This is a genomic window from Fulvivirga sediminis (genome assembly GCF_016757215.1).
GTDB lineage: Bacteria > Bacteroidota > Bacteroidia > Cytophagales > Cyclobacteriaceae > Fulvivirga > Fulvivirga sediminis.
The window spans coordinates 52,548-73,042 of the sequence record NZ_JAESIY010000008.1; the positions used below are offsets into that span (position 1 = coordinate 52,548).

At 38.2% G+C, this 20,495-nt stretch carries 15 protein-coding genes; 6 read left to right on the forward strand and 9 right to left on the reverse strand.

Annotated elements, in window-relative coordinates; all coding sequences use genetic code 11:
• Positions 1-46 precede the first annotated feature (46 nt).
• The gene (locus tag JL102_RS14960) at positions 47-1,300 is read right to left on the reverse strand and encodes a S8 family serine peptidase (RefSeq protein WP_202245239.1); all 1,254 of its coding nucleotides are present in this window, start codon (positions 1,298-1,300) and stop codon (positions 47-49) included.
• An 89-nt stretch (positions 1,301-1,389) separates the two neighbouring features.
• Positions 1,390-2,658 (reverse strand): S8 family serine peptidase, encoded by a 1,269-nt coding sequence (locus tag JL102_RS14965; RefSeq protein WP_237390607.1) that lies wholly within the window; start codon positions 2,656-2,658, stop codon positions 1,390-1,392.
• Between the two features lie 504 nt (positions 2,659-3,162).
• Between JL102_RS14965 and JL102_RS14970 the strand changes: the two genes are divergently transcribed.
• The 4 genes from JL102_RS14970 to JL102_RS14985 all read left to right on the forward strand — a co-directional run bounded on the left by JL102_RS14970 (position 3,163) and on the right by JL102_RS14985 (position 10,129).
• Complete coding sequence (locus tag JL102_RS14970) at positions 3,163-3,711, forward strand: DUF3124 domain-containing protein (RefSeq protein WP_202245240.1); 549 nt, start codon at positions 3,163-3,165, stop codon at positions 3,709-3,711.
• 8 nt (positions 3,712-3,719) lie between these two features.
• The gene (locus tag JL102_RS14975) at positions 3,720-7,103 is read left to right on the forward strand and encodes a DEAD/DEAH box helicase (protein ID WP_202245241.1); all 3,384 of its coding nucleotides are present in this window, start codon (positions 3,720-3,722) and stop codon (positions 7,101-7,103) included.
• 240 nt (positions 7,104-7,343) lie between these two features.
• Positions 7,344-8,522, forward strand: a complete 1,179-nt coding sequence (locus JL102_RS14980; RefSeq protein ID WP_237390608.1) for a hypothetical protein — start codon at positions 7,344-7,346, stop codon at positions 8,520-8,522.
• A gap of 17 nt (positions 8,523-8,539) precedes the next feature.
• Complete coding sequence (locus tag JL102_RS14985; RefSeq protein WP_202245242.1) at positions 8,540-10,129, forward strand: BCCT family transporter; 1,590 nt, start codon at positions 8,540-8,542, stop codon at positions 10,127-10,129.
• Between the two features lie 59 nt (positions 10,130-10,188).
• On the opposite strand, the gene JL102_RS14990 is transcribed toward JL102_RS14985, so the two are convergent.
• On the reverse strand, positions 10,189-10,974 hold the full coding sequence (locus tag JL102_RS14990) for a hypothetical protein (protein WP_202245243.1): 786 nt from the start codon (positions 10,972-10,974) through the stop codon (positions 10,189-10,191).
• Positions 10,975-11,376: 402 nt separating this feature from the next.
• On the opposite strand from JL102_RS14990, the gene JL102_RS14995 reads away from it, so the two are divergent.
• Together JL102_RS14995 and JL102_RS15000 are read left to right on the forward strand one after the other, a co-directional pair.
• A complete protein-coding gene (locus JL102_RS14995) occupies positions 11,377-13,353 on the forward strand; it encodes a sensor histidine kinase (protein WP_202245244.1) in 1,977 nt (658 codons plus the stop codon).
• Complete coding sequence (locus JL102_RS15000; RefSeq protein ID WP_202245245.1) at positions 13,338-13,799, forward strand: response regulator; 462 nt, start codon at positions 13,338-13,340, stop codon at positions 13,797-13,799. Before JL102_RS14995 ends, JL102_RS15000 begins: the two co-directional genes overlap by 16 nt.
• A 235-nt stretch (positions 13,800-14,034) precedes the next feature.
• Here JL102_RS15000 and JL102_RS15005 read toward each other — a convergent pair whose 3' ends face one another.
• The 6 genes from JL102_RS15005 to JL102_RS15030 form a co-directional block, all read right to left on the reverse strand.
• Positions 14,035-15,978 carry a cellulase family glycosylhydrolase gene (locus JL102_RS15005; protein WP_202245246.1) on the reverse strand — a complete coding sequence of 648 codons (1,944 nt, stop codon included), beginning with the start codon at positions 15,976-15,978 and terminating at the stop codon, positions 14,035-14,037.
• A 92-nt stretch (positions 15,979-16,070) separates the two neighbouring features.
• Positions 16,071-16,775 carry a lycopene cyclase domain-containing protein gene (locus JL102_RS15010; protein WP_202245247.1) on the reverse strand — a complete coding sequence of 235 codons (705 nt, stop codon included), beginning with the start codon at positions 16,773-16,775 and terminating at the stop codon, positions 16,071-16,073.
• 3 nt (positions 16,776-16,778) lie between these two features.
• Complete coding sequence (locus tag JL102_RS15015; RefSeq protein WP_202245248.1) at positions 16,779-17,252, reverse strand: sterol desaturase family protein; 474 nt, start codon at positions 17,250-17,252, stop codon at positions 16,779-16,781.
• A 3-nt stretch (positions 17,253-17,255) separates the two neighbouring features.
• Positions 17,256-17,732: an SRPBCC family protein gene (locus JL102_RS15020; RefSeq protein WP_202245249.1), complete on the reverse strand. Its 477-nt coding sequence runs from the start codon at positions 17,730-17,732 to the stop codon at positions 17,256-17,258.
• 9 nt (positions 17,733-17,741) lie between these two features.
• Positions 17,742-19,187: an SDR family oxidoreductase gene (locus tag JL102_RS15025; RefSeq protein WP_202245250.1), complete on the reverse strand. Its 1,446-nt coding sequence runs from the start codon at positions 19,185-19,187 to the stop codon at positions 17,742-17,744.
• A complete protein-coding gene (locus tag JL102_RS15030; protein ID WP_202245251.1) occupies positions 19,184-20,479 on the reverse strand; it encodes a cryptochrome/photolyase family protein in 1,296 nt (431 codons plus the stop codon). Before JL102_RS15030 ends, JL102_RS15025 begins: the two co-directional genes overlap by 4 nt.
• Between the last annotated feature and the right edge of the window lie 16 nt (positions 20,480-20,495).

Consider the following 20,495-nt stretch of genomic DNA (forward strand, 5'->3'; position numbering starts at 1 on the left):
TGAAAAAGCCTCTGAAATTGTTCAGAGGCTTTTTTGATAATGAAGTTTATTGGTGAGCTATTGGGTCAGGGGTGCCGTCAGGGTCTCCATTAGCATAGCCATTGATTTGGATATTGCCATTAGTTACTAATAGAAGGCCGGATACGTGAGCAGCAGCCATGGATGAGCCGCTGAGGGTATTATAACCACCGTTGAGCCATGTTGATAAAATATTTGTTCCAGGAGCGGCATAGTCAATAGGAGGGTTGCCATAGTTAGAGGTGTTGGCCAGCCAGCCCTTATTATTCATGTTTGAAACAGTAAATATGTTGGCACCATTAACTCTGGCTGGGGATACATTATTAGCATTCTGTGCAGCATTGCCAGCAGCTATGGAAATATATATGCCTGATGCGCCTAGAGCTATAACGGCATTGTCAATAGAATTATTGGCTGGGCCTCCCAGACTTAAGTTGACCACATCTCCCGGTTCACCTGTTTGTGCTACATAATCAATGCCAGCAATAACGCCAGCATAAGATCCTGATCCTTGATTATTAAGTACTTGAACGGCTACTAGTTGGATTCCAGCAGCCACACCTACTACACCTATGTTGTTATCAATAGCGCCAATGGTGCCCGCCAGGTGTGTTCCATGTCCATTGCCATCATTACCATTGCTACCTACAAAGCTTACACTTAAAGAAGTGTTTAAGTTGAGGTCAGGGTGATCAAGGTCAATACCAGTATCGATAACAAAAGCCTTTTTACTTGAGTTGCTCATATCTGTAGGGCCGCCTACCCAGGTAACGCCCCAAGGAATGGTCTGACCTGAGTTAGCGTGAGCCTCTGAGCTGCAAGCATCCATCCATGGGTAAAGGTCACAATAGGAGGGTAAAAGTGCAATTACTCTGTTAGGAGTGATAGATTCTACCTCAGGCATACGCTTTAGTCTTGCAAGGTTACTGCTAGCTACATTGTTGATAGAAAAACCCATCATTCCTGCTGCGGAGTAAACATTTTCCAATTGATTGAGCTGCAAGCCAGCGCGTTTAATCATTTCGTGCATGAGAGGTTTAGCTACTGCCTGTCTGTTGGCGTATCCTTTCATAGTTCTCATGTTGCTTTGTGCTGACCCTTGTTTTAAGGTAACTATATAGCTCCCCGAAATGATGTCTCCATGCTTTTCTAAGGTGATTTCAGCAGCTTCTCTCACTTCAGTTTTTTTAATCGTATGGTCTTCTTCATCACAGGCAATAAGGCAGGAGAAAAGTATGGCTATACTAATGAGGTGTGGGTATTTTAGGGTAAGATTTTTCATGACAATGTTTAGATTAATTTTCAATTGAAATGAAGAAAAAAAGCCTCTGAATAACTCCAGAGGCTTTAGTAATACTTGAATTATGAAATTTATTTGTGAGCTATAGGATCTGGATTGCTATCACGATCTCCAGAGACATATCCATCACTTTGTATATTACCATTGGTAACTAACAAGAGCCCCGCTACATGAGGAGCAGCCATAGAAGTTCCACTGATAGTATTGTAACCTCCATTTTTCCATGTAGATGCTATGTCAGAACCAGGAGCAGCAAAGTCAACAGGAGGGTTTCCATAATTAGAGAAATATGAAAGGGCGTCGCTGCTTGTCATAGAAGAAACGGTAAATATTCTAGATCCATTAACTCTTGCAGGAGATGTGTTATTCGCATTTTGAGATTCATTACCTGCGGCTAAAGAAACATACACACCTGCATTGCCAAGTGCTTTAATGGCGTTGTCAATAGAATTGTCAGCAGGTCCTCCTAAGCTTAAGTTAGCTACATCACCAGTATTACCGGTTTGAGCTACGTAGTCAATGCCTGATATAACTCCTGCGTAAGAGCCAGAACCAGATGCGTTAAGTACTTGTACTGCAACTACCTGTACGCCAGCTGCCACACCTACTACGCCTATGCCGTTATCGATAGCACCAATAGTACCGGCCACGTGTGTACCATGTCCGTTTCCATCATCAGGGCTGCCAGTAACAAAGCTTCTGCTTAAAGAAGTGTTTACATTTAAATCAGGGTGATCCAGGTCTATACCAGTATCAATGATAAAGGCCTTTTTAGATGAATTGCTGAAGTCAGTAGCACCGCCAACACGAGTGATGCCCCATGGAGTGGTTTGATCTGGATTTGGTTCAGGATCTTCATCGCAGTCTGGCAACCATGGGAATAATGCGCAGTACCATGGGATAAGAGCGATTACTCTATTTGGAGTAACAGATTCTACATTTGGCATGCTCTTTAGTTTCTCTAGATCATCATTGTTTACGTTATCAACGGAAAAACCCAACATTCCTTCTGCAGAGTAAACATTTTTCAATTGATCTGATTGCAAACCAGCGCGGGTGATCATGTCACTCATTACAGGTTTGGCTACGGCCTGTCTGGTAGCATACCCCTTCATGGTTCTCATGTTAGTACCAGCAGCATCCTGTTTTAGGGTAACTATGTAGCTTCCAGGGATAATGTCTCCGTGCCCATCTACAGTGGTTTCTACTGCTTCTTTAGTTTCTGGTTTTTGGGTAGGTTGATTAAGTGATTGTTCTTCATCGTTACAAGAAATAATGATTGCCGAAGAAAACATGGCTGCGCCAAGTAAGAGAGTTCCTCTCTTGAATAGATTTTTCATAATAATGCTTGGGTTTAGTTAAAATTGAACGACGGCAATTTATGTATGGGAATAATTAATTAAAAGTCTATTATCATTTATTGTTATTATTTGATTTCATTGTATTAAATAATAAAACAATTGTCTTTTTATTATTTATGAATTGCCTTTTTTTATGAGTGTGAGGCTGTTTTAGGTTTATATTATTAATCCTTCGTCGCAAAATAATATGTAACTTATATTATTTGTGTTAAATTATTATTTGGCTAAAGTTTAATATTAGAGAATATAATACTTTTTATTAGGCTTTGTTCAGCTTTGTTTTTCATGAAGTACAGTTACTTTTTTCTGATTATCGATTAAAAAAAAGTCTCTTTTGTAAAATCTTTTTCATGATTATCTGAAAATTGTTTTGTCAGTTTTTTTGAGTTGTCATTATTGTTGAGTGAGACTTTGAGTGCACTTCGAAAATTAATTCAAACTTTTTGTAGCTTTAGGTGTGTAATCATGATAAAGGGAATCTATATGAAATATTGGAGTGTGCTTTTGATGATTGGCATATGTATAGCATGCCAATCACCTGAGGCAGAGCAGAGAAAAGAGGCTGAAGTAAAAAAGAAAACGCATCCTAGCGAAAACTATCACTATGTAGATTTAGATGTATCTCAACTTGCTTATCAGGAAACTCTGTATGTGCCCGTGTATTCTGATATATATCATTTAGATGGAACGCGAAGATTTGCTCTGGCAGCTACCCTTAGCCTAAGAAATATAAACATGCAGGATAGTGTATATGTAACAGCTATCGATTATTATGACTCTGAAGGCGATTTGGTGAAGCATTATATAGAAAAGCCAATTGTGCTTACTCCTTTACAAACCGTGGAAATAGTAGTGGCTCATAATGATGCTGCAGGAGGAGCCGGAGCTAATTTTATTGTTAGGTGGGGAAGTGCCAAAGCATCAGATAAGTTTTTTGCTCAAGCAGTTATGATTGGTACGGCCTCGCAGCAAGGTCTTTCTTTTACTACAGAGGCCGTGGTGATAGAATCTACTTCTGAGCAAAAGCAATAATTGGTTTTATGACTGACTCAGGTCGCAAAAAAAGTGATTTGCCACAGCAGCATCACTATATTTTTCATACTGAAAAAGACAATACTCTTCCTCAGAATCAAATAGCTCAATTACTTAATGACCATCCTTTTCAAGGAGAAGATTTGAGGGGGGCAGTGGAGCTAATGCAGGTAAATCAGGGAGTGTTTACTGTTAGCTCATCAAACGCAAACTTTCAAGTGGTGTTATCACAAACAGAAAAGCAGCTGGTAGTTCTGTGCAATTGTTCGGGAGAAGATATGCTTTTATGTGAACATCAGGCGGAGGTGCTTGACCTGATGGTAAATTCGGATAATTTTCTGATATTTTTTGATAAGGAAATCAGGCGTAAGACATTGCAAAAAAAGGCCTTTGAATATGGTCTTGAAAATGAATCGGACCTGGATGAGTACTTCGATATTGAATTAGAGCATGGCCGGCTGATCATTACAGCAGCCCACCCCGGGCTAATTTCTGTGACAGCGGATAGTCTTAAAAGTCTGAAAAATCGGATAAAAATCAATGAAGAGAAGTTATTGCCAAGCTGTATTGATCACAGCAATAACATACTGGTGCTAAGAAAGCACCAATATTACAACCATTTGCTTATTTCAATTTATCGTGCTGATCGTACCCAAAAAGGTAAAGTCAAAAATCCATTGGTACAGGTAAATCCTCAGGACCATGTCTGGGATCTGCACGATGGAAAGGAAATTAAATTTCTGTTAGGGGTAAGTAAGTTTCAGGATTTTAAAGGTGAGTCGCTTACCGTAGAAGATTTAGCAGTGCTTTCTTATATTGTCAAAAATCCATTGCAATATGAATTTTATGAGCATAATACTAGGGCTTCAAATAAGATGAGTGCCAGTTCTATATCTCAGGTACCAGTGGCAGCCTTTGCAGGAAAGGTGAAACTTTTGGTTTCTAAACTAGACCGGTACTTTGAGATCGAATCAGAAATTATTCTTAAAGAAAAAAGCTTTAGGCTTAGTGAGGTGAGGCTGAAGTATAATTGTTTTCTGGAAATAGACGAGCAACTTCATTTACTTCCAAGCTTGCAGCTTATCCAATTGCTAGACTTGCTCAATCAGAAAGGGGGTAAGCTTATTGTCCATTCATCCGCTTTTAAAGAGTTTAGAACACAGTTTTTAGAGGAGGTTGAAAAGCAGGTAGAAGTGGTGTATCGATTCATAGAAGAGGCTACTGAAGAGCAGCTTGAATTAGAAGGCTTCAATGACACAGAGGAGAAAATTATCTATCTTTCTGATTTTGATAATTTCGTAATGCTCATCCCTGTGATGAGATATAGTGACGTAGAGGTGGAGGTTAGGAGCCGCAAGCAGATTTATGCCTACGATAGTGAAGGTAATGAGTTTTTGGTGAAAAGAGATGTCAGTAAAGAATCACATTTTCTGGCTTTAATGCTCAGGCAGCATACTTTCTTTGAAGAGCAGTTAGAGGAAAATGATCTCTCTTATTTCTACTTACATAAAAGCCGCTTTTTAGAAGAAGAGTGGTTCCTTAAAACATGTAGGGAATGGGCCGAAGATAATATCACTATTTTAGGATTTGATGAAATAGAGGGTAATCGTCTGAACCCCAATCCTGTGAGTATTGATATTAAAGTGGTGAGCGGTATCAATTGGTTTAATGCAGATGTAGACATGCGCTATGGCAAGCAAAAAGCCTCTATGAAAAAGGTGAAAGCAGCTGTACGTAACAAGACGAAATATGTGCAGCTAGATGATGGCACTTTTGGCGTGCTTCCACAAGAGTGGATGAAGAAGTTTGAAGCCTACTTTAATGCAGGGGAAATTGACGAACAGGATATGATTACCTTTCCTAAAGTCAATTTCTCAGCCATAGAAAGTCTGTTTGAGGCTCAGATGTTAGATGAACCCGTAAGACATGAGTTGGCCATTTACCATGAAAAGCTCGACAATTTTAAAGCTATAAGTCATGTTAATGTACCTGCTGGGCTGCGAGCAGAGCTTCGCTCGTATCAGAAGGAAGGTCTGAATTGGCTCAATTTTCTTGATGACTTTAACTTTGGCGGTTGCCTGGCCGACGATATGGGCTTAGGTAAATCTGTACAGATTATCGCTTTTATCCTGGCTTTAAAGGAGAAGCAAGGAAAGAAGCCTCATTTGCTGGTAGTGCCTACTACGCTCAGATTTAATTGGAGGTCTGAGATAGATAAATTTACGTCTGATTTGGAGGTGTTAGAAATGAAAGGAGTTGATAGACAAAGAGATACTACTCTCTTTGGGAGGTATGATATAATACTTACCAGCTATGGTACACTACTAGCTGATATCGTTTTTCTAAAGAATTTTATGTTTGATTATATATTTCTGGATGAATCACAGCAAATAAAAAATCCTAGTTCTCAGCGCTATAAGGCAGCGAGGTTGTTAAAATCTCGGAATAAGATTGTAATAACGGGTACCCCCTTCGAAAATAATACCTTTGATCTTTATAGTCAGTTTTCGTTTGCCTGCCCGGGTCTCATGGGGAGCAAACAGTTTTTTAAAGAGCGATATTCAGCGCCTATTGATCAATTTAAGAGTAAGAAGAGGGCCAAGGAGCTACAGGATAAAATAAGTCCCTTTTTGCTAAGAAGAACTAAAGATCAAGTAGCTAAGGAGTTGCCGGAAAAAGAGGAGCTGGTGATCTATTGTGAAATGAAACCCGAACAAAAGCGCATTTATGAAGCTAGTGAAAAGGAGCTAAGAGAGTACATGGAAGATAAAGGAACCGATGATATTCGAAAAACATCCATGTATGTACTCAAAGGGCTTACTCGGTTACGTCAGATTTGCAATTCTCCTAAACTGCTAGAAACTACTCCTGCAGAGCTTAAGGAAACTTCTGCTAAGATAGAAGTGCTTATGGAGCAGGTGGATAATCATGCTCCTTATCATAAAATGTTGGTTTTCTCTCAGTTTGTGGGTATGCTTGATCTTATACGAGAGGAGCTAGAGGCGAAAGGGGTGGGCTATGCTATGCTTACAGGTTCTACGAAAAATAGAGAAGAAATAGTAACGCGCTTCCAGAAAGAGGATAATATAAGGGTCTTTCTCATCAGCCTGAAGGCTGGAGGGGTTGGGCTTAACCTTACAGAGGCTAGTTACGTGTATATGGTAGATCCCTGGTGGAATCCTGCTGTAGAAAATCAGGCTATTGATCGTTCTTACAGAATAGGTCAGGATAAGAAAGTTACGGCCGTAAGATTAATATGCCCTGGTACTGTTGAAGAGAAAATCATTAAGCTGCAGTCTTCCAAAAAGGAGTTGCTCGAAGGAATTATCAATGATGAAAATAGCCTTCTAAATAACCTTACGAAGGAAGAGCTTATCAGTTTGCTTCAATAATTTTATTAAACTATTCACTTAAATATAAGGTTATATATCTGACACATTCAAAAAAGTAGCTTTAGATTAGTATATAACTTGATCCATTAACTTAATTTTTGGTATGGAGCGTAGTTGGTGTAAGTTTGCCCTTTGTGTTTTTTTCTGCTTTTTTTGCTATAGCAAAAGGTAACTTGATAATAGCCACTTGGCTATGGGGCTTGGATGTGGGATAGGATGTAACCAAATTTTTAAGTATTAATGAAATTTATAATTGGGGTGGTAGGGCTTTGCTTATTAGCCACCATGCCTTTATTGGCGCAGGAAAAAGAAGGCGAGGAAGAAAAACCAAAAATTCAAGTTGGAGGAGCTCTCAGGTTTAATTATAATTTATCTTCATGGAAAGACGGGCAGCAAAAAAGAGGTGGTGACTTCGGTTATGACCTCTTTAGAATCAATGCGAAAGCAAGTTATAAGGGAGTAAAGCTCAATGCCGAATATAGGCTATATTCTTCTGCATTTGGTGGGGGCATGCTAAAACAAGGTTGGATAGCTTATGATTTCAATACGAAGGATGAACTACAGTTAGGCCTCACACAGGTTCCCTTCGGTATTACCCAGTATGATTCTCATAATTGGTTTTTTGGTTTAAATTACTACGTTGGTCTGGAAGATGATCACGATATGGGCCTTAAGTTTAAGCATCGAAGTGAGAAATGGGATTATGATATTGCCTTTTTTAAAAATGCAGAAGAGCTCAATTTCGGGTCTAATAGTGATGTCTCTGATAGCCGATATTCTTATGATGTGGCTTCTATTGATTATAATGGAGATGGCTCTCTACAGTTTAGAAACAAAGAGGTAAATCAGGTAAATGGTAAGCTTGTTTATAAATTACTTACAGGCAGTGTAAAGCATAAGCTAGGGGCATCTGTACAGTATGGTGGCTTATATAACCTTACTACCGAAGATATGGGTAATCATTATGCATTGGCGGGACATTATGAGCTGTTGGCTGGCCGGTTTGATCTTAAAGCGCAGGTGTCTCACTATGAATATTCTCCTGAAAACCCAGAAGGGGAGCGGGATGACATCATAGCTATGACAGCTTATGGCGCACCTTATTTAACAGCAGCATCTGCTACTACTTATACTTTGGGTGTCGGTTACGTTATACCTGTAACTTGGGGCCCTGTTTCTCAGCTAAAAGTATATGATGATTTCGGATATATGCAGAAATCTTCTAGTGCCTTTTCTGATACTTATATCAATGTATCGGGAGTGATGGTGACTGCCGGGCAGGTTTATACATATATAGACCTAGCTGCTGGTAAAAATCACCCTTGGATTGGCCCTGAGTGGACTGAAGGTTTGGCACAGGGAAACCCTAAAGCGGAATGGGAAACACGATTTAATATAAATATTGGATATTACTTTTAATCAAACATTAAGAATATATGGCGGAAAAAACTACGAGAAGTGATAAGAAGGAATTTTTAGGGATTAAAGCAAATGGGCCCGTCTTTATTACTTCTTTAGTAATTATTTTAGGGTTAGTGCTTACCACTCTTATAGTAGGTAAGCCTATGGAAGCATGGTTTAATAAAACACAAAATTACATTGCAGACCATGTGGGATGGTTCTTTATTTTATTGGTAAATGGTTTACTTATATTTGCGATTTTTCTTGGCTTTGGCAAGTTTAAGAATATCAGGATAGGCGGTGCTGATGCCAAGCCAGAGTTTACAACTTTAGGCTGGTTTTCAATGCTCTTTAGTGCTGGTATGGGAATAGGTCTGCTCTTTTGGAGTGTTTCAGAACCTATTTTCCACTTCAATAGTAATCCTTTCATGAAGAATCCTGAGAATAAGGTAGCGGCGGCTAAGGAGGCTATGGGTATTACCTTTTTGCATTGGGGCATACATGCGTGGGCATTGTATGCGATAATTGGATTGGCTCTCGCATTTTTTACATTTAACCGGAAACTGCCACTAACGATTAGGTCTGTATTTCACCCGTTATTCGGAGACAAAATTCATGGTCCTATTGGTGATGTAATTGATATAATTAGTGTTATAGCTACTCTGTTCGGATTAGCTACATCTCTTGGGCTGGGTGTAAAGCAAGTAAATGCAGGTCTCGAATATCTCTTCGGAATTGACAATAATGAGATGGTACAGGTAATCCTCATTGCTGTGATTACGTTTTTTGCTACACTATCTCTGATATTAGGAATTGACAAAGGTATCAGGATGCTGAGTGAGTGGAATATGCGTTTGGCCATTTTTCTAATGTTATTCATGTTGGTAGTAGGACCTACGCTTTTCTTATTTAAATCATTCGTTCAAAATATAGGGCATTATATCTATGAATTTTTTGAGCTAAGTTTTTGGACTAACACTTATAAGGGAGTAGGACAAGAAACCAACTGGCAGAACACATGGACTGTGTTTTATTGGGCTTGGTGGATCTCATGGTCTCCATTTGTAGGTATATTTATTGCCAGAATTTCTAAAGGAAGAACCATAAAAGAATTTATTTTTGGAGTGTTATTAGTGCCTACTTTATTCACATTTTTGTGGATGTCTATTTTTGGAGGTAGCGCCATTTATCAAGAGCTGTTAGGTAATCATGATGTTACGGTGGCTGTTAAAGAGGATGTATCTACTGCAGTATATTATCTGCTAGAACAGTATCCTTTAACATCCTTTGCTTCTATAGTAACCGTGCTGTTGGTGGCTAGTTTCTTCGTTACCTCGTCTGATTCAGGTTCGTTTGTGGTAGATACACTTACTTCTGGAGGAAGGCATGATGCTCCCAAGGGTCAAAAGATATTTTGGGCTTCTATGGAAGGTTTAGTGGCTGCTGTGCTCTTGGTAGGAGGAGGACTCACCGCCTTGCAGACCGCTTCTATTATCACCGGTCTGCCATTTGCTATAATTATTATAGTCATGTGTTTTAGCTTTTATAAATCACTTACAGAGTATAGTGAGGAGAATAAAGAGGAGCTAAAACCAGTGAAGAAGAATAAAAAAGCTATTGGATAAATAAAAAGGCTGCCAGAGATGGCAGCCTTTTATTATTTGAATCTTTCGGTGAGCTTTTGCTATTGTATAGATTGAATCAAAGATTCTACATCAGCTTGAATTTGTTTAAAAGGTTCAGACTCTTCTTTTAGTGCCCCAACCATATAAGAAGGTATTTTTTCACCTTTACTTAATTTATCACTAAGGTCTGAGAGCACAGCTATGATATCTTCAGTTTCTTCTTTGCTATAACTTTCAAGAGTAGTTTTAATATTTTTAATAATGGCAAGGGCAGGATGATCAGTTGCTTGGGCATTATTCTTTTTAACCGGCTCTTCGTTAGAATAGGTATCTGCAGTTTGCCTGATAATGCAATTATTATATTCATCAACAATGGTTTCGATGTCTGACCTTTTGTATTCCTTGTTTTCAATTTTTTTACTCACCTCGGCACAATTAGCTAGAAAATCGGTCATCATTTTTTTGAACAGAAAAGTAGGGACTTCAGTGCCTTCTCCGGTCTTTTTGAGCAAGTAAAGATTACCAAAATCATAGTTATTATCAATTCTGTAGCTAAGCAAGCTTAGGTAGCCAGGTTTTACAACTTTCATTATAGCGTACTTTTCAGGCATTTTTACAGGCACATACTGTTCTCCTTCATGATAAAACGATAATAGCTGATAGGCTTTGTATCTTGTTTTATCTTCATCAGTTTTAAATATGATCTCATCATTTCTTTCTGAAGGAAGAAGAATTTGTGCCTCTCCTTTAATAGTATCCCTTTTCAGCGTCACCAGATAGTCTTCTTGTGCGTGGCTATAGTGTGTAGCAAGTAGTAGAATGAGTATAATAAATGATCTATGCATAATGTATGGTTTGATTCAAATGTAAAGGATTTGTCTGATTTTTTACAAATTTTTAATCGAAGCTCATATATCTCCTTCTTTAACGCTATTTACCCTGTTAATATTCTTTTAAAAAGGCTTCTACTTATCATTCGAGATAAATGCCAATATTTTATCAGGTGTTAGATTATAAATAATGCAGCTTTTAGAAATATTTATTTTTGTTATGTTTTGAAAATCAGATCCTTATGTTTTTTCATGGTAAGCGCAAAGACGTCATGTTTCTAATCTGATTGATAAGAAACATATATGATATTTCTCCATTTTATAATCTTATATTATGTTGTTAATTGATTATATTCATTAATGAAACTAATCAATTCTAGACATTAAGTATTTTTTGACATTATCAGAAAGTATCATATGACTAAAGGAAAAGAAGAGATTGGGGTAGACACAGCCCTAAGATCATTTTTAAAAACACTGTCTATCTATCTTATATATTTTGTTATCACTCTGGGGCTTATAGTGCTTATAGGTTGGGGGTTTGATGTGGAGTTTATAAAGAGGCCTATTTCTGGGCTTGTGGCTATGAATCCACTCACGGCATTTTGTTTCGTATTATATGGGGCCGCCCTTTTTTGGCAGGAAAGAAAAATGCTTACTCGCACTCTTTCTTTGCTTTTAATTCTAATTTCTTCTTTACACATTGTTTTCTATTTGACCAACTTTCATTTTCAGGTAGATGAGGTTCTTTTTAATAAAAGCCTTTTAATAGAGGGAGAGGGAAAAATTTCGAATAGAATGGCGCTTAATACCGCCTTCTGTTTTATGCTTAGCGGTTTTATAGTGGTTGGAAAAAGCTTTAAGCTGAATAGCTTCTATTATCAGATACTCGCAGTTATGCTTTTTTACTTTGCTAATTTTTCTTTGATCGGCTATGCTTATGGTGTAAAGGAATTTTATGATTTACTGTCCTATTTTCCTATGGCAGTGCATACCGCTATAGGATTCGCAGCGGCATCCTTAGCTATTCTTTTTAATACGTGCAATATAGGCATAATGAGAGATGTCACCACGTCTTTGTCTGGAGGTAAAATAGCACGAATAATTATGCCTCTTTCTGTAGGCCTGACTTTTTTTGCAGGCCTACTGGCCGAAATGTTGCAATTAAAATATAGGACTTCTGAAGAGCTTGGAATAGCACTAGCCGCAATGCTTATTATAGTATCTAACACAATGTTTATCTGGTTGGCTATTATAAAAATCAATAAAAAGGACAGAGCTCATAGAATAGCTGAGTCTAAAGTACGATGGACTGATTCACTCTTAAGATCTAGTATTGATAGTCTTCGAGATATATCCATTATTTCTGTAGATAAGAATTTAAGATGTATTAGTTATAATAAAAGTTTTGCCAAGTCTATTAAAGGTATATATAATAAGGAGGTTGATATAGGTAGGCCACTATCGGAAATTATTTCTCTACCAGAGCATTATGAAGATTTAAGAGAGAAAATGAGTTCAGTGCTGGCAGGTGAAGTTATTACGGAAGAAAAGTACCTGAAATCAGAAGATATGTGGTTTGAATTGAGATATAGAGCCATTTATGATCATAATAAAGATATAGTGGGTGTAACCTTATTATCTTCTAATGCCACCTATCGCAAAGTGAAAGAAGCGCAGTTAGAAAGCGCTAATAAAGAGCTAGAGGCTTTTTCTTATACGGTAGCTCATGATTTACGAGCTCCTCTTAGAATTATTGATGGCTACCTTTCTATGCTCAAGGAAGACTTACACGATTTGGATAATGAAAGCCAGAGGCTCATGAATATTATCTCCAATAATGCTATAAAAATGGGCGTGCTAATAGATGAGCTTCTTAATTTTGCTAAATTGGGTAGAAGAGATATTCAACTTAAGGATATAGATACCTGCCCCCTCGTAGAGGAGGTTCTTTCAGAGCAGATAAGTGTGGCAGAAAATAAGAATATAGATGTGAAATTAGGGAATTTGGAAAACATGAAAGGTGATCCAGGATTGATGAAGCAAGTATTTTCTAATTTAATTTCAAATTCTTTAAAATATTCTAAGAATAAAATTGAAATTATTATTGAGATTAATTCGTTTAGAAGTGATGAGGAAATCACATTCTGTGTGAAAGATAATGGAGTAGGGTTTGATATGGAATATTCCGGTAAATTATTTGGAGTGTTTCAAAGGCTGCATAAAGAAAGTGAATTTGAAGGTACTGGGGTAGGGTTGGCTACTGTAGAAAGAATTATAAAGAAGCACGGTGGTAAAATATGGGCAGAGTCTGAAATTGATAAAGGAACTACCTTTTATTTTACAATACCCACTGAGACAAAAAATGTTAAACAGAGATGGACACTGAACTAGTTGAACTTTTGCTGATTGAAGATAACCATCATGAAGCCGAATTAACCATGCGAAACCTAAAGAAAAGCAAACTCGCTAACAATATGCTACATATTGATGACGGTAAGGAGGCTCTTGACTTTATGTTTAATGAAGGGCAATATTCCTATAATAAAGGGAAAGTATTTAATCCTAAACTAATTTTGCTTGATCTTAAGCTCCCCAAAATGAGTGGAATTGACATATTAAGAAAAATAAAAAAGGATCCGCGAACTCAGAATATACCTGTAGTTATACTTACCTCTTCTAATGAGGTACCAGATATAGATGCATGCTATAACGAGGGAGCGAATAGCTACATAGTAAAACCTGTTAATTTTAGTGATTTTTCTAAAATTATAGGCGATTTGGGTATGTATTGGATTCTTACTAATAAACATCCTAACCAACCTAATGTGCAGATGTAGATAGTTATTGTGAAACCATTAATTGTTCAGGGAGAGTCACTTTTTATAATAAAGCTGGCGATAGCAAGTGATTGGGCTTTGGAGGAAAGGAGGGATGTGGCCTTGACAATTAGCCAGATAAAAATAGGAGCTGAACTGATTATTACGTTCAGTTTTTTTGTTTTTAACCCTATATGTTTGCGAAAGATTAAGAAATAAGCGGCCGCACCATTTGGCACAGCCGCTGTTGACATTATTATTTTTTAATAAGCTTATAAGATTTGCTTGTTTCGCTATAATTTACTTTTAAGATATATAATCCTCTAGGGAGTTCGCCGCCAATTTCCATTGATGATTGGATGCTTTTTTTAGCATATGAGCGAATTAACAGACCATTGCTGTCATAGAGGTTTATACTTTCAGCTTTCTCAGGAGTACTTATCCTCACAGAGAATTCTGAATTGCTTGGGTTTGGATAGATGATTTCATCCGCTTTGCCTCCAAAACTAGCATAGTTACTTGTGCTAGCTATTGATAAGCATGACGGTGCGCTGGCACTGTTAGAAAAATAAATGTAGTAATCATCTGTTTTGCTAACCATCACAAAGTTATCTCCATCAAAAGTAACCCAATACTCACCGTCCAGACCAGGAAAACCAGTGCCAGAAAGGCTAATAGAAGGCTGTGACTGGTTGAAGTTGTGTGAAGCCTTAGGTATTAAATCATTCCACCAGCTGGGAGAACCATTGGTAGTTCTTGCTGAGAATTGATATAATCCATTATTAGGAAGATCCCAATTAATAGTTAGGTCTGAAATATTACTCAAGTTAGGGCCACCGGAGGATACATGTACATGAGTATATGAATTTTGCTTAGAAGGTAAGGCTGAAGCTCTCGGGGTGTTGAAATTACAGCCATTACCCCCGCCGCCATCTGAGCTACCTAAGTAAATGCTCATAGTTTTACTTCCACTGTTGCCATTTCCGTCGTTTACAGTTAAAGAAACGGTATAGGTACCAGGGTTGCTGTAGGTGTGGCTGGTGTTTACTCCTGTAGCAGTGTTTCCATCTCCAAAACTCCAGGTATAAGTAAGCATGTCTCCATCTGGGTCAGATGATCCGGAGCCAGTGAAATCAGCCGTAAGTGTGCTTTCATCTACGCTTACAGTGATTATAGCTGTTGGAGCTGAGTTTCCTCCACCTCCCAAGTTGCTCTCCCAGTTTTTGATGATGTTTCTAACGAATTTCCCTGAGGCTGTAAGATCGTTAGAGCTCCAGCCGCCATTGCTGCTGGCCCCTGGTCTTAAAATAGATGCACCTTCTTGTTTATCATGTACAGACCAGTTACAGTGAGAAATGTTATTGTCCTCCAGGAAGTTCATCCACGCATTACTTTCAGACTCGTTTACACCGCCGTCACCATTTGCATTTACAGTTCCCCATTCGGTAACCATTATGGCTGCACCGTTATTCATGGCTGTAGTGGCTTTGTCTCTTAAGTACTGGCCATGTGTGCCAGCATAGAAATGCAAAGAATAGGCAATATTATTATACCCAGTAATAGGGTTTCTTGAAGCCACATCTACATCCTGAGACCAATTAGGTGAACCAACCACAATAAGGTTGTCAGGGTCTATGGATCTGATAGCAGCTATTACAGCCTCAGCATAGGGCTTTACCTGTCCGCTCCATGAAGCATTGCCCAGAGGCTCATTGTATACTTCGTAGATCACATTATTGGTACTACCATATTCAGTGGCCATTTCCTTAAAGAAATTAATGGCTTCTGATTGATAATTTTCTGCATGGTGAGAGTGCCAGTCTATAATGGCATATATGCCTTGATCAATAGCAGCATCTACCACGGCTTTCACTCTGTTTTTATTTCCTGAAGGATCGTCAATATAGCCTCCATCTTCTTCTATACCCATAGCTGCTCTAACTATGGTAGATTCCCAGTCATTCTTGAGCCACTCTACGCAATTGGCATTGTAGAACCTTTCGGCTCCCCACTCGTTATTGCTCCAGAAAAAACTGTTACCAGCAAAGCTTGTTTCTACGCCTCCACTTAATATTCTATTCCCACTTACTGTTAATGGCGGCTGACCGAAAGAGCTATTAATCAGTGTAGTAGATAAGAAAAAAATAAAAAGAAATTTCGCCAAAAATAGACTAGAAAGGTATTTGTTGGTTTTTGTCATATGAAATGATAATAGGTTAAATAATGAACTTCAATAATAACAAATACACCTTCGCTATGATATAGCAATGTAAGTTTTAAAGTAAAGTCACCTTAACCAGCAGAATCAGCAGAGTTACGAAACCTGAAGTAATCATAGAGAGTGATGTTCATTATCAAAAGTAACATGCCATAAAAAGTATCTTCTACTGGAATTGTTAACATCCTGATACCTAAGTTTTCATCATCATTATACCACACTACCTCGCCTTCAATACCAGTGCCGGTGAGCACTCCATTGATGATGAAAAAAGGAACGAGTATGACAATAAAGGTGAGGTAAAAATAGGCTAGAGATTTTTTGATAAAAACATTATAACCTAGTAAGAAAAATGCCAAACTAATAAAGGTTACAGAAGTGTAGGCAAGAGATAAATTCCAGAAACCTGCTATCAGCATCACTATTATCAAAACCCAAGAGATGGCCTTTTCATATTTTTTTAAAGGATTGGTTTTGAATAAATGATTAAAAGAAAAGTAGGTGAATGTGCAAGCATAGGGTATGCAAAAGAAAAACAACCATTCTTCTACAGGTAGGTTAGATATTTTGTAACCAGTGAGGTATTTAGGGTTAAAACCCCAGAATCCCCATTCTGTGAATAGTATGTCCCATATGATGAATATGATGGCAGGAATAATCATGGCAGGGGCCAGTGATTTCCAGGTACTAGAAAAATTGGCCTTGGAGTAAAAGCTACAGGCAAAGGGTACGCTAATAGCCCCAAGGTCTAGCATGAGGTAGAGCCAGTGGTCACTCATAAATTATTTTGTGATATCTCTTTTTTCAAACTTTTTAGGCGCATATAAGAAACCAAAAGCTTCTCCATCTTCTTTTGTGTGCTTCTTGTGGTGAATATGGTGTGCTTTGATCATTCTGTTTAAGTACTTAGATCTTTTTTTCGGCCACCATTTTATGCGCTGATGTACTATGATATCATGAAAGATCATATAAAAAATACCATAGCACAATATGCCTATACTCACAGAGATGAGATAGGGGCTGTAAATTACCAAGGTAGAGTAATAAAAGAGTAAAACACATGGTATACTGAATACTAGAGCGAAGAGGTCATTTCGCTCTAAAACATGCTTATGGTGTGTATGATGAGAACGATGCCAACTCCATAAAAAGCCATGCATAATGTATTTATGGGTAAACCATGCTACGGCTTCCATAAAAAGGAATACTCCGATTACTATTAAAGAGCATACTATAATAAGAGGTGCGCCAGACATAGGCTAAACAGTTTGAGTTTTATGGTTGAAATAATTTTCTAATACTTGGTGGCGGTGAGCAAATATTTTCTTCACTTGCTTTTCTACAAATAGCCAATTGGCCAGTCTGCCAATAAAGCCGTAAGGTATGGCGTAGTTCACTATGTCAGTCATCATTACTCCTTCTGGTACTTCTTTAAAATGATGCTGATGATGCCACATGGCATAAGGGCCAAAACGCTGCTCATCTACAAAGAAATTGGGCTCACTCACATGCGTTATTTCTGTTGTCCATTTAACAGGTACTCCAGGCAAAACGTTCACAATATATTTGATGATCTGACCTGGATACATACGTTCCCCTCCAGAGACATAATTGATTTTAAACCCCATGTGAGGAGGTGTTATTTCTTTTAAATTTTTAGGAGAGGAAAAAAAATCCCAAGCTTTTAAAAGCGAAATGTTTAAAGTCTGAGTACTGGTTAGGTTATATACTTTCATGCTTTTGTTTTAGCTGTTTACAATGTTTTTTGCCATTTTAGGAAAAATTAAAAAATGGAAAGGCAGTACGCTGTACCAATAAAGTCTACCCCAGATACCCAATGGCCTAAAAGTAGCCTTTTGTATCAATTTATAAGCTTTTCCACTTTTTTTAATTCTAAATTCTAGCCAGGCTTCTCCTGGTAGCTTCATTTCAGCATATAGCAGTAGTCTTCTTTCTTTTTCATTGGCTAGTAGCACTCGCCAGAAATCTAAAGCATCTCCGGCCTTTAAATCATGCTGACTTCTTCTGCCTCTACGAAGGCCTACGCCACCAACTAACTTATCCAAAAAACCCCTTATTTTCCAAAGGAAATTTCCAAAGTACCAGCCAGTGGTGCCACCAATAGCCCAAAGGTTTTCCTGCACTTCATCTACAGATCTGGTAAACTCAATTTCTCTCACATCATGAAAACACCCGTGCTTAGGTATATCAATGAAGTCCATAAAATTTTCTTTGATTTTATGGCTTGAAAGGGCGTCAGTCCAGCTAGAGATAACATTCTTTTGGCTGATACGGCTAAAAGCCATTTCAAGAGTTTCCTGGTAGGCATATTTTTTCAAAGGCACTATTTCATCAATGCCTTCATGTTGTACCACTACATCGTGTTTCATGCTGTCTACCAGATTCCTGGCCAGGGGGTAGGAGGTAGAAGTTACGAAGTAAAGCCAAAGTGATGATAACTTAGGTGTAAGTACCGGAACAGTTTGTATATGTCTCTTTAGCTTACGCGCTTTAGCATATTCATAGAGCATCTCTTTATAAGTGAATATATCGGGCCCTCCAATATCAAAAACCTTATCAAAGGACTCTTTTTTATCAGCCACGCCTGCTAGGTATTCCATTACATTGCGTATACCTATGGGTTGGCATTTGCTCTTAAGCCATTTAGGAGCCAGCATTACCGGTAGTTTTTCTACAATATCTCTTATTATCTCAAATGAAGCACTGCCTGAACCTATAATAATAGCAGCGCGCAGTACTGTTACGGCCTTTCCGCTTTCTTGAAGATAAGATTCTACATTTTTTCTTGACTTGAGGTGTTCTGAGAGATCGTCAGCATTGGTAATGCCACTCAGGTAAATGATTTGTCGCGTACTAGTGTGCTTTATAGCTTCGGCAAAGTTAATGGCTGTTTCTTTCTCCTTAATGGAAAAATCAGAGTAGGAGCTAGTCATAGAATGCACCAGATAATAGGCAATATCTATGTCTTTCGGGATATTGGCTAAAGATTCAGGATCAGCAAGATCAGCTTCTCTGACCTCTACGTGAGCCAGAAAATCATCATCGAAGTCGTCCCAGTCAAAACGTCGTTGGTCTCTCACCAGGCAAACTACATCATGCCCCTGGTTTACCAGTATAGGAAGTAACCTGCGTCCAATGTAGCCAGTAGCACCAGTGAGCAATATTTTCATGAGTCTAGAGCCGTTTTATATTCGTTTAATGTTCTTTCTCTTGCTTCTTTATGATCCACTATAGGGTCAGGGTATTTATCTGTGCCATATTCAGGCACCCATTTCTTTACATATTTTAGATCAGGATCAAATTTTTTCAATTGTGATTCCGGGTTGAATATTCTAAAGTAGGGCTGAGCATCCGTACCAGTACCTGCAGCCCATTGCCAGCCACCGTTATTAGAGGCGAGTTCATAATCTAACAACTTTTCAGCAAAATAGGCTTCACCCCAGCGCCAGTCTATAAGCAAATGTTTGGTAAGAAAGCTAGCGGTAACCATCCGCACCCGGTTATGCATATACCCTGTGGCATTCAGTTCTCTCATGCCGGCATCTACCATGGGGTAGCCAGTTTTTCCCTCGCACCATTTTTTGAAATTTTCTTCACTCTTACTCCATTTTACAGCATTGTATTTGGTTTTGAAATTTTCCTCCACCACTCGTGGAAAGTGCCAGAGAATCATCTGATAGAATTCTCGCCAGATGAGTTCATTGAGAAACGTTTCACTATGCTGTTTGGCTTTAGTAGCTACTTTTCTGATGCTTATAGTGCCGAAGCGAAGATGAACTCCCAACCTCGACGTGCCATTCACTCCGGGGTAGTCTCTTCTCTCTTCATAATTGTTTAGAATGGATTCAGAAACTTGATCAGAAGGTATTGCCAAATCGCTTTCTTCAAACCCCATTTCGTTGAGGGGTATTAATTTACTATTATGAGTGAAAAAATTACTGAAGTATAATGCTGAGGGAACACTTTCAAAATGTTTTTTAGAGGCCTTTTGTTTCCACTTTTTGCTGTAGGGTGTAAACACTACATAGGGTTCTCCATCATCTTTTACTACCTCAGCTTTTTCCAGTATTACCTGATCTTTATAGGTTTTAAATAGTATGTCGTTATCACTCAGCAGTTTCTCAATTCCTGTATCCCTATCTTTCGCATAAGGCTCATAATCATGATTAGTGTAAACCGAATGTATATTATGGTCTTTAATAAGCGATTCCCAAGCATTTTCAGGCGAATCATAAAGGGTTAATATGGATGAACCTTTAGATTTAAGGTCTTCATTCAGAGCTTGCAATTGCCGATGTATAAAAGTAACACGGGCATCATTTTTTGGTAGTTCGTTGAGAATATTTTTATCGAAAATAAAAAGCAAAAGTACTGGTAAGTCTTGCTCCATAGCATGATAGAGGCCAATATTGTCATCTACACGTAGATCTCTTCTAAACCAAAAAATATTAATCTTGCTCATCCTTTATTTACAGTAA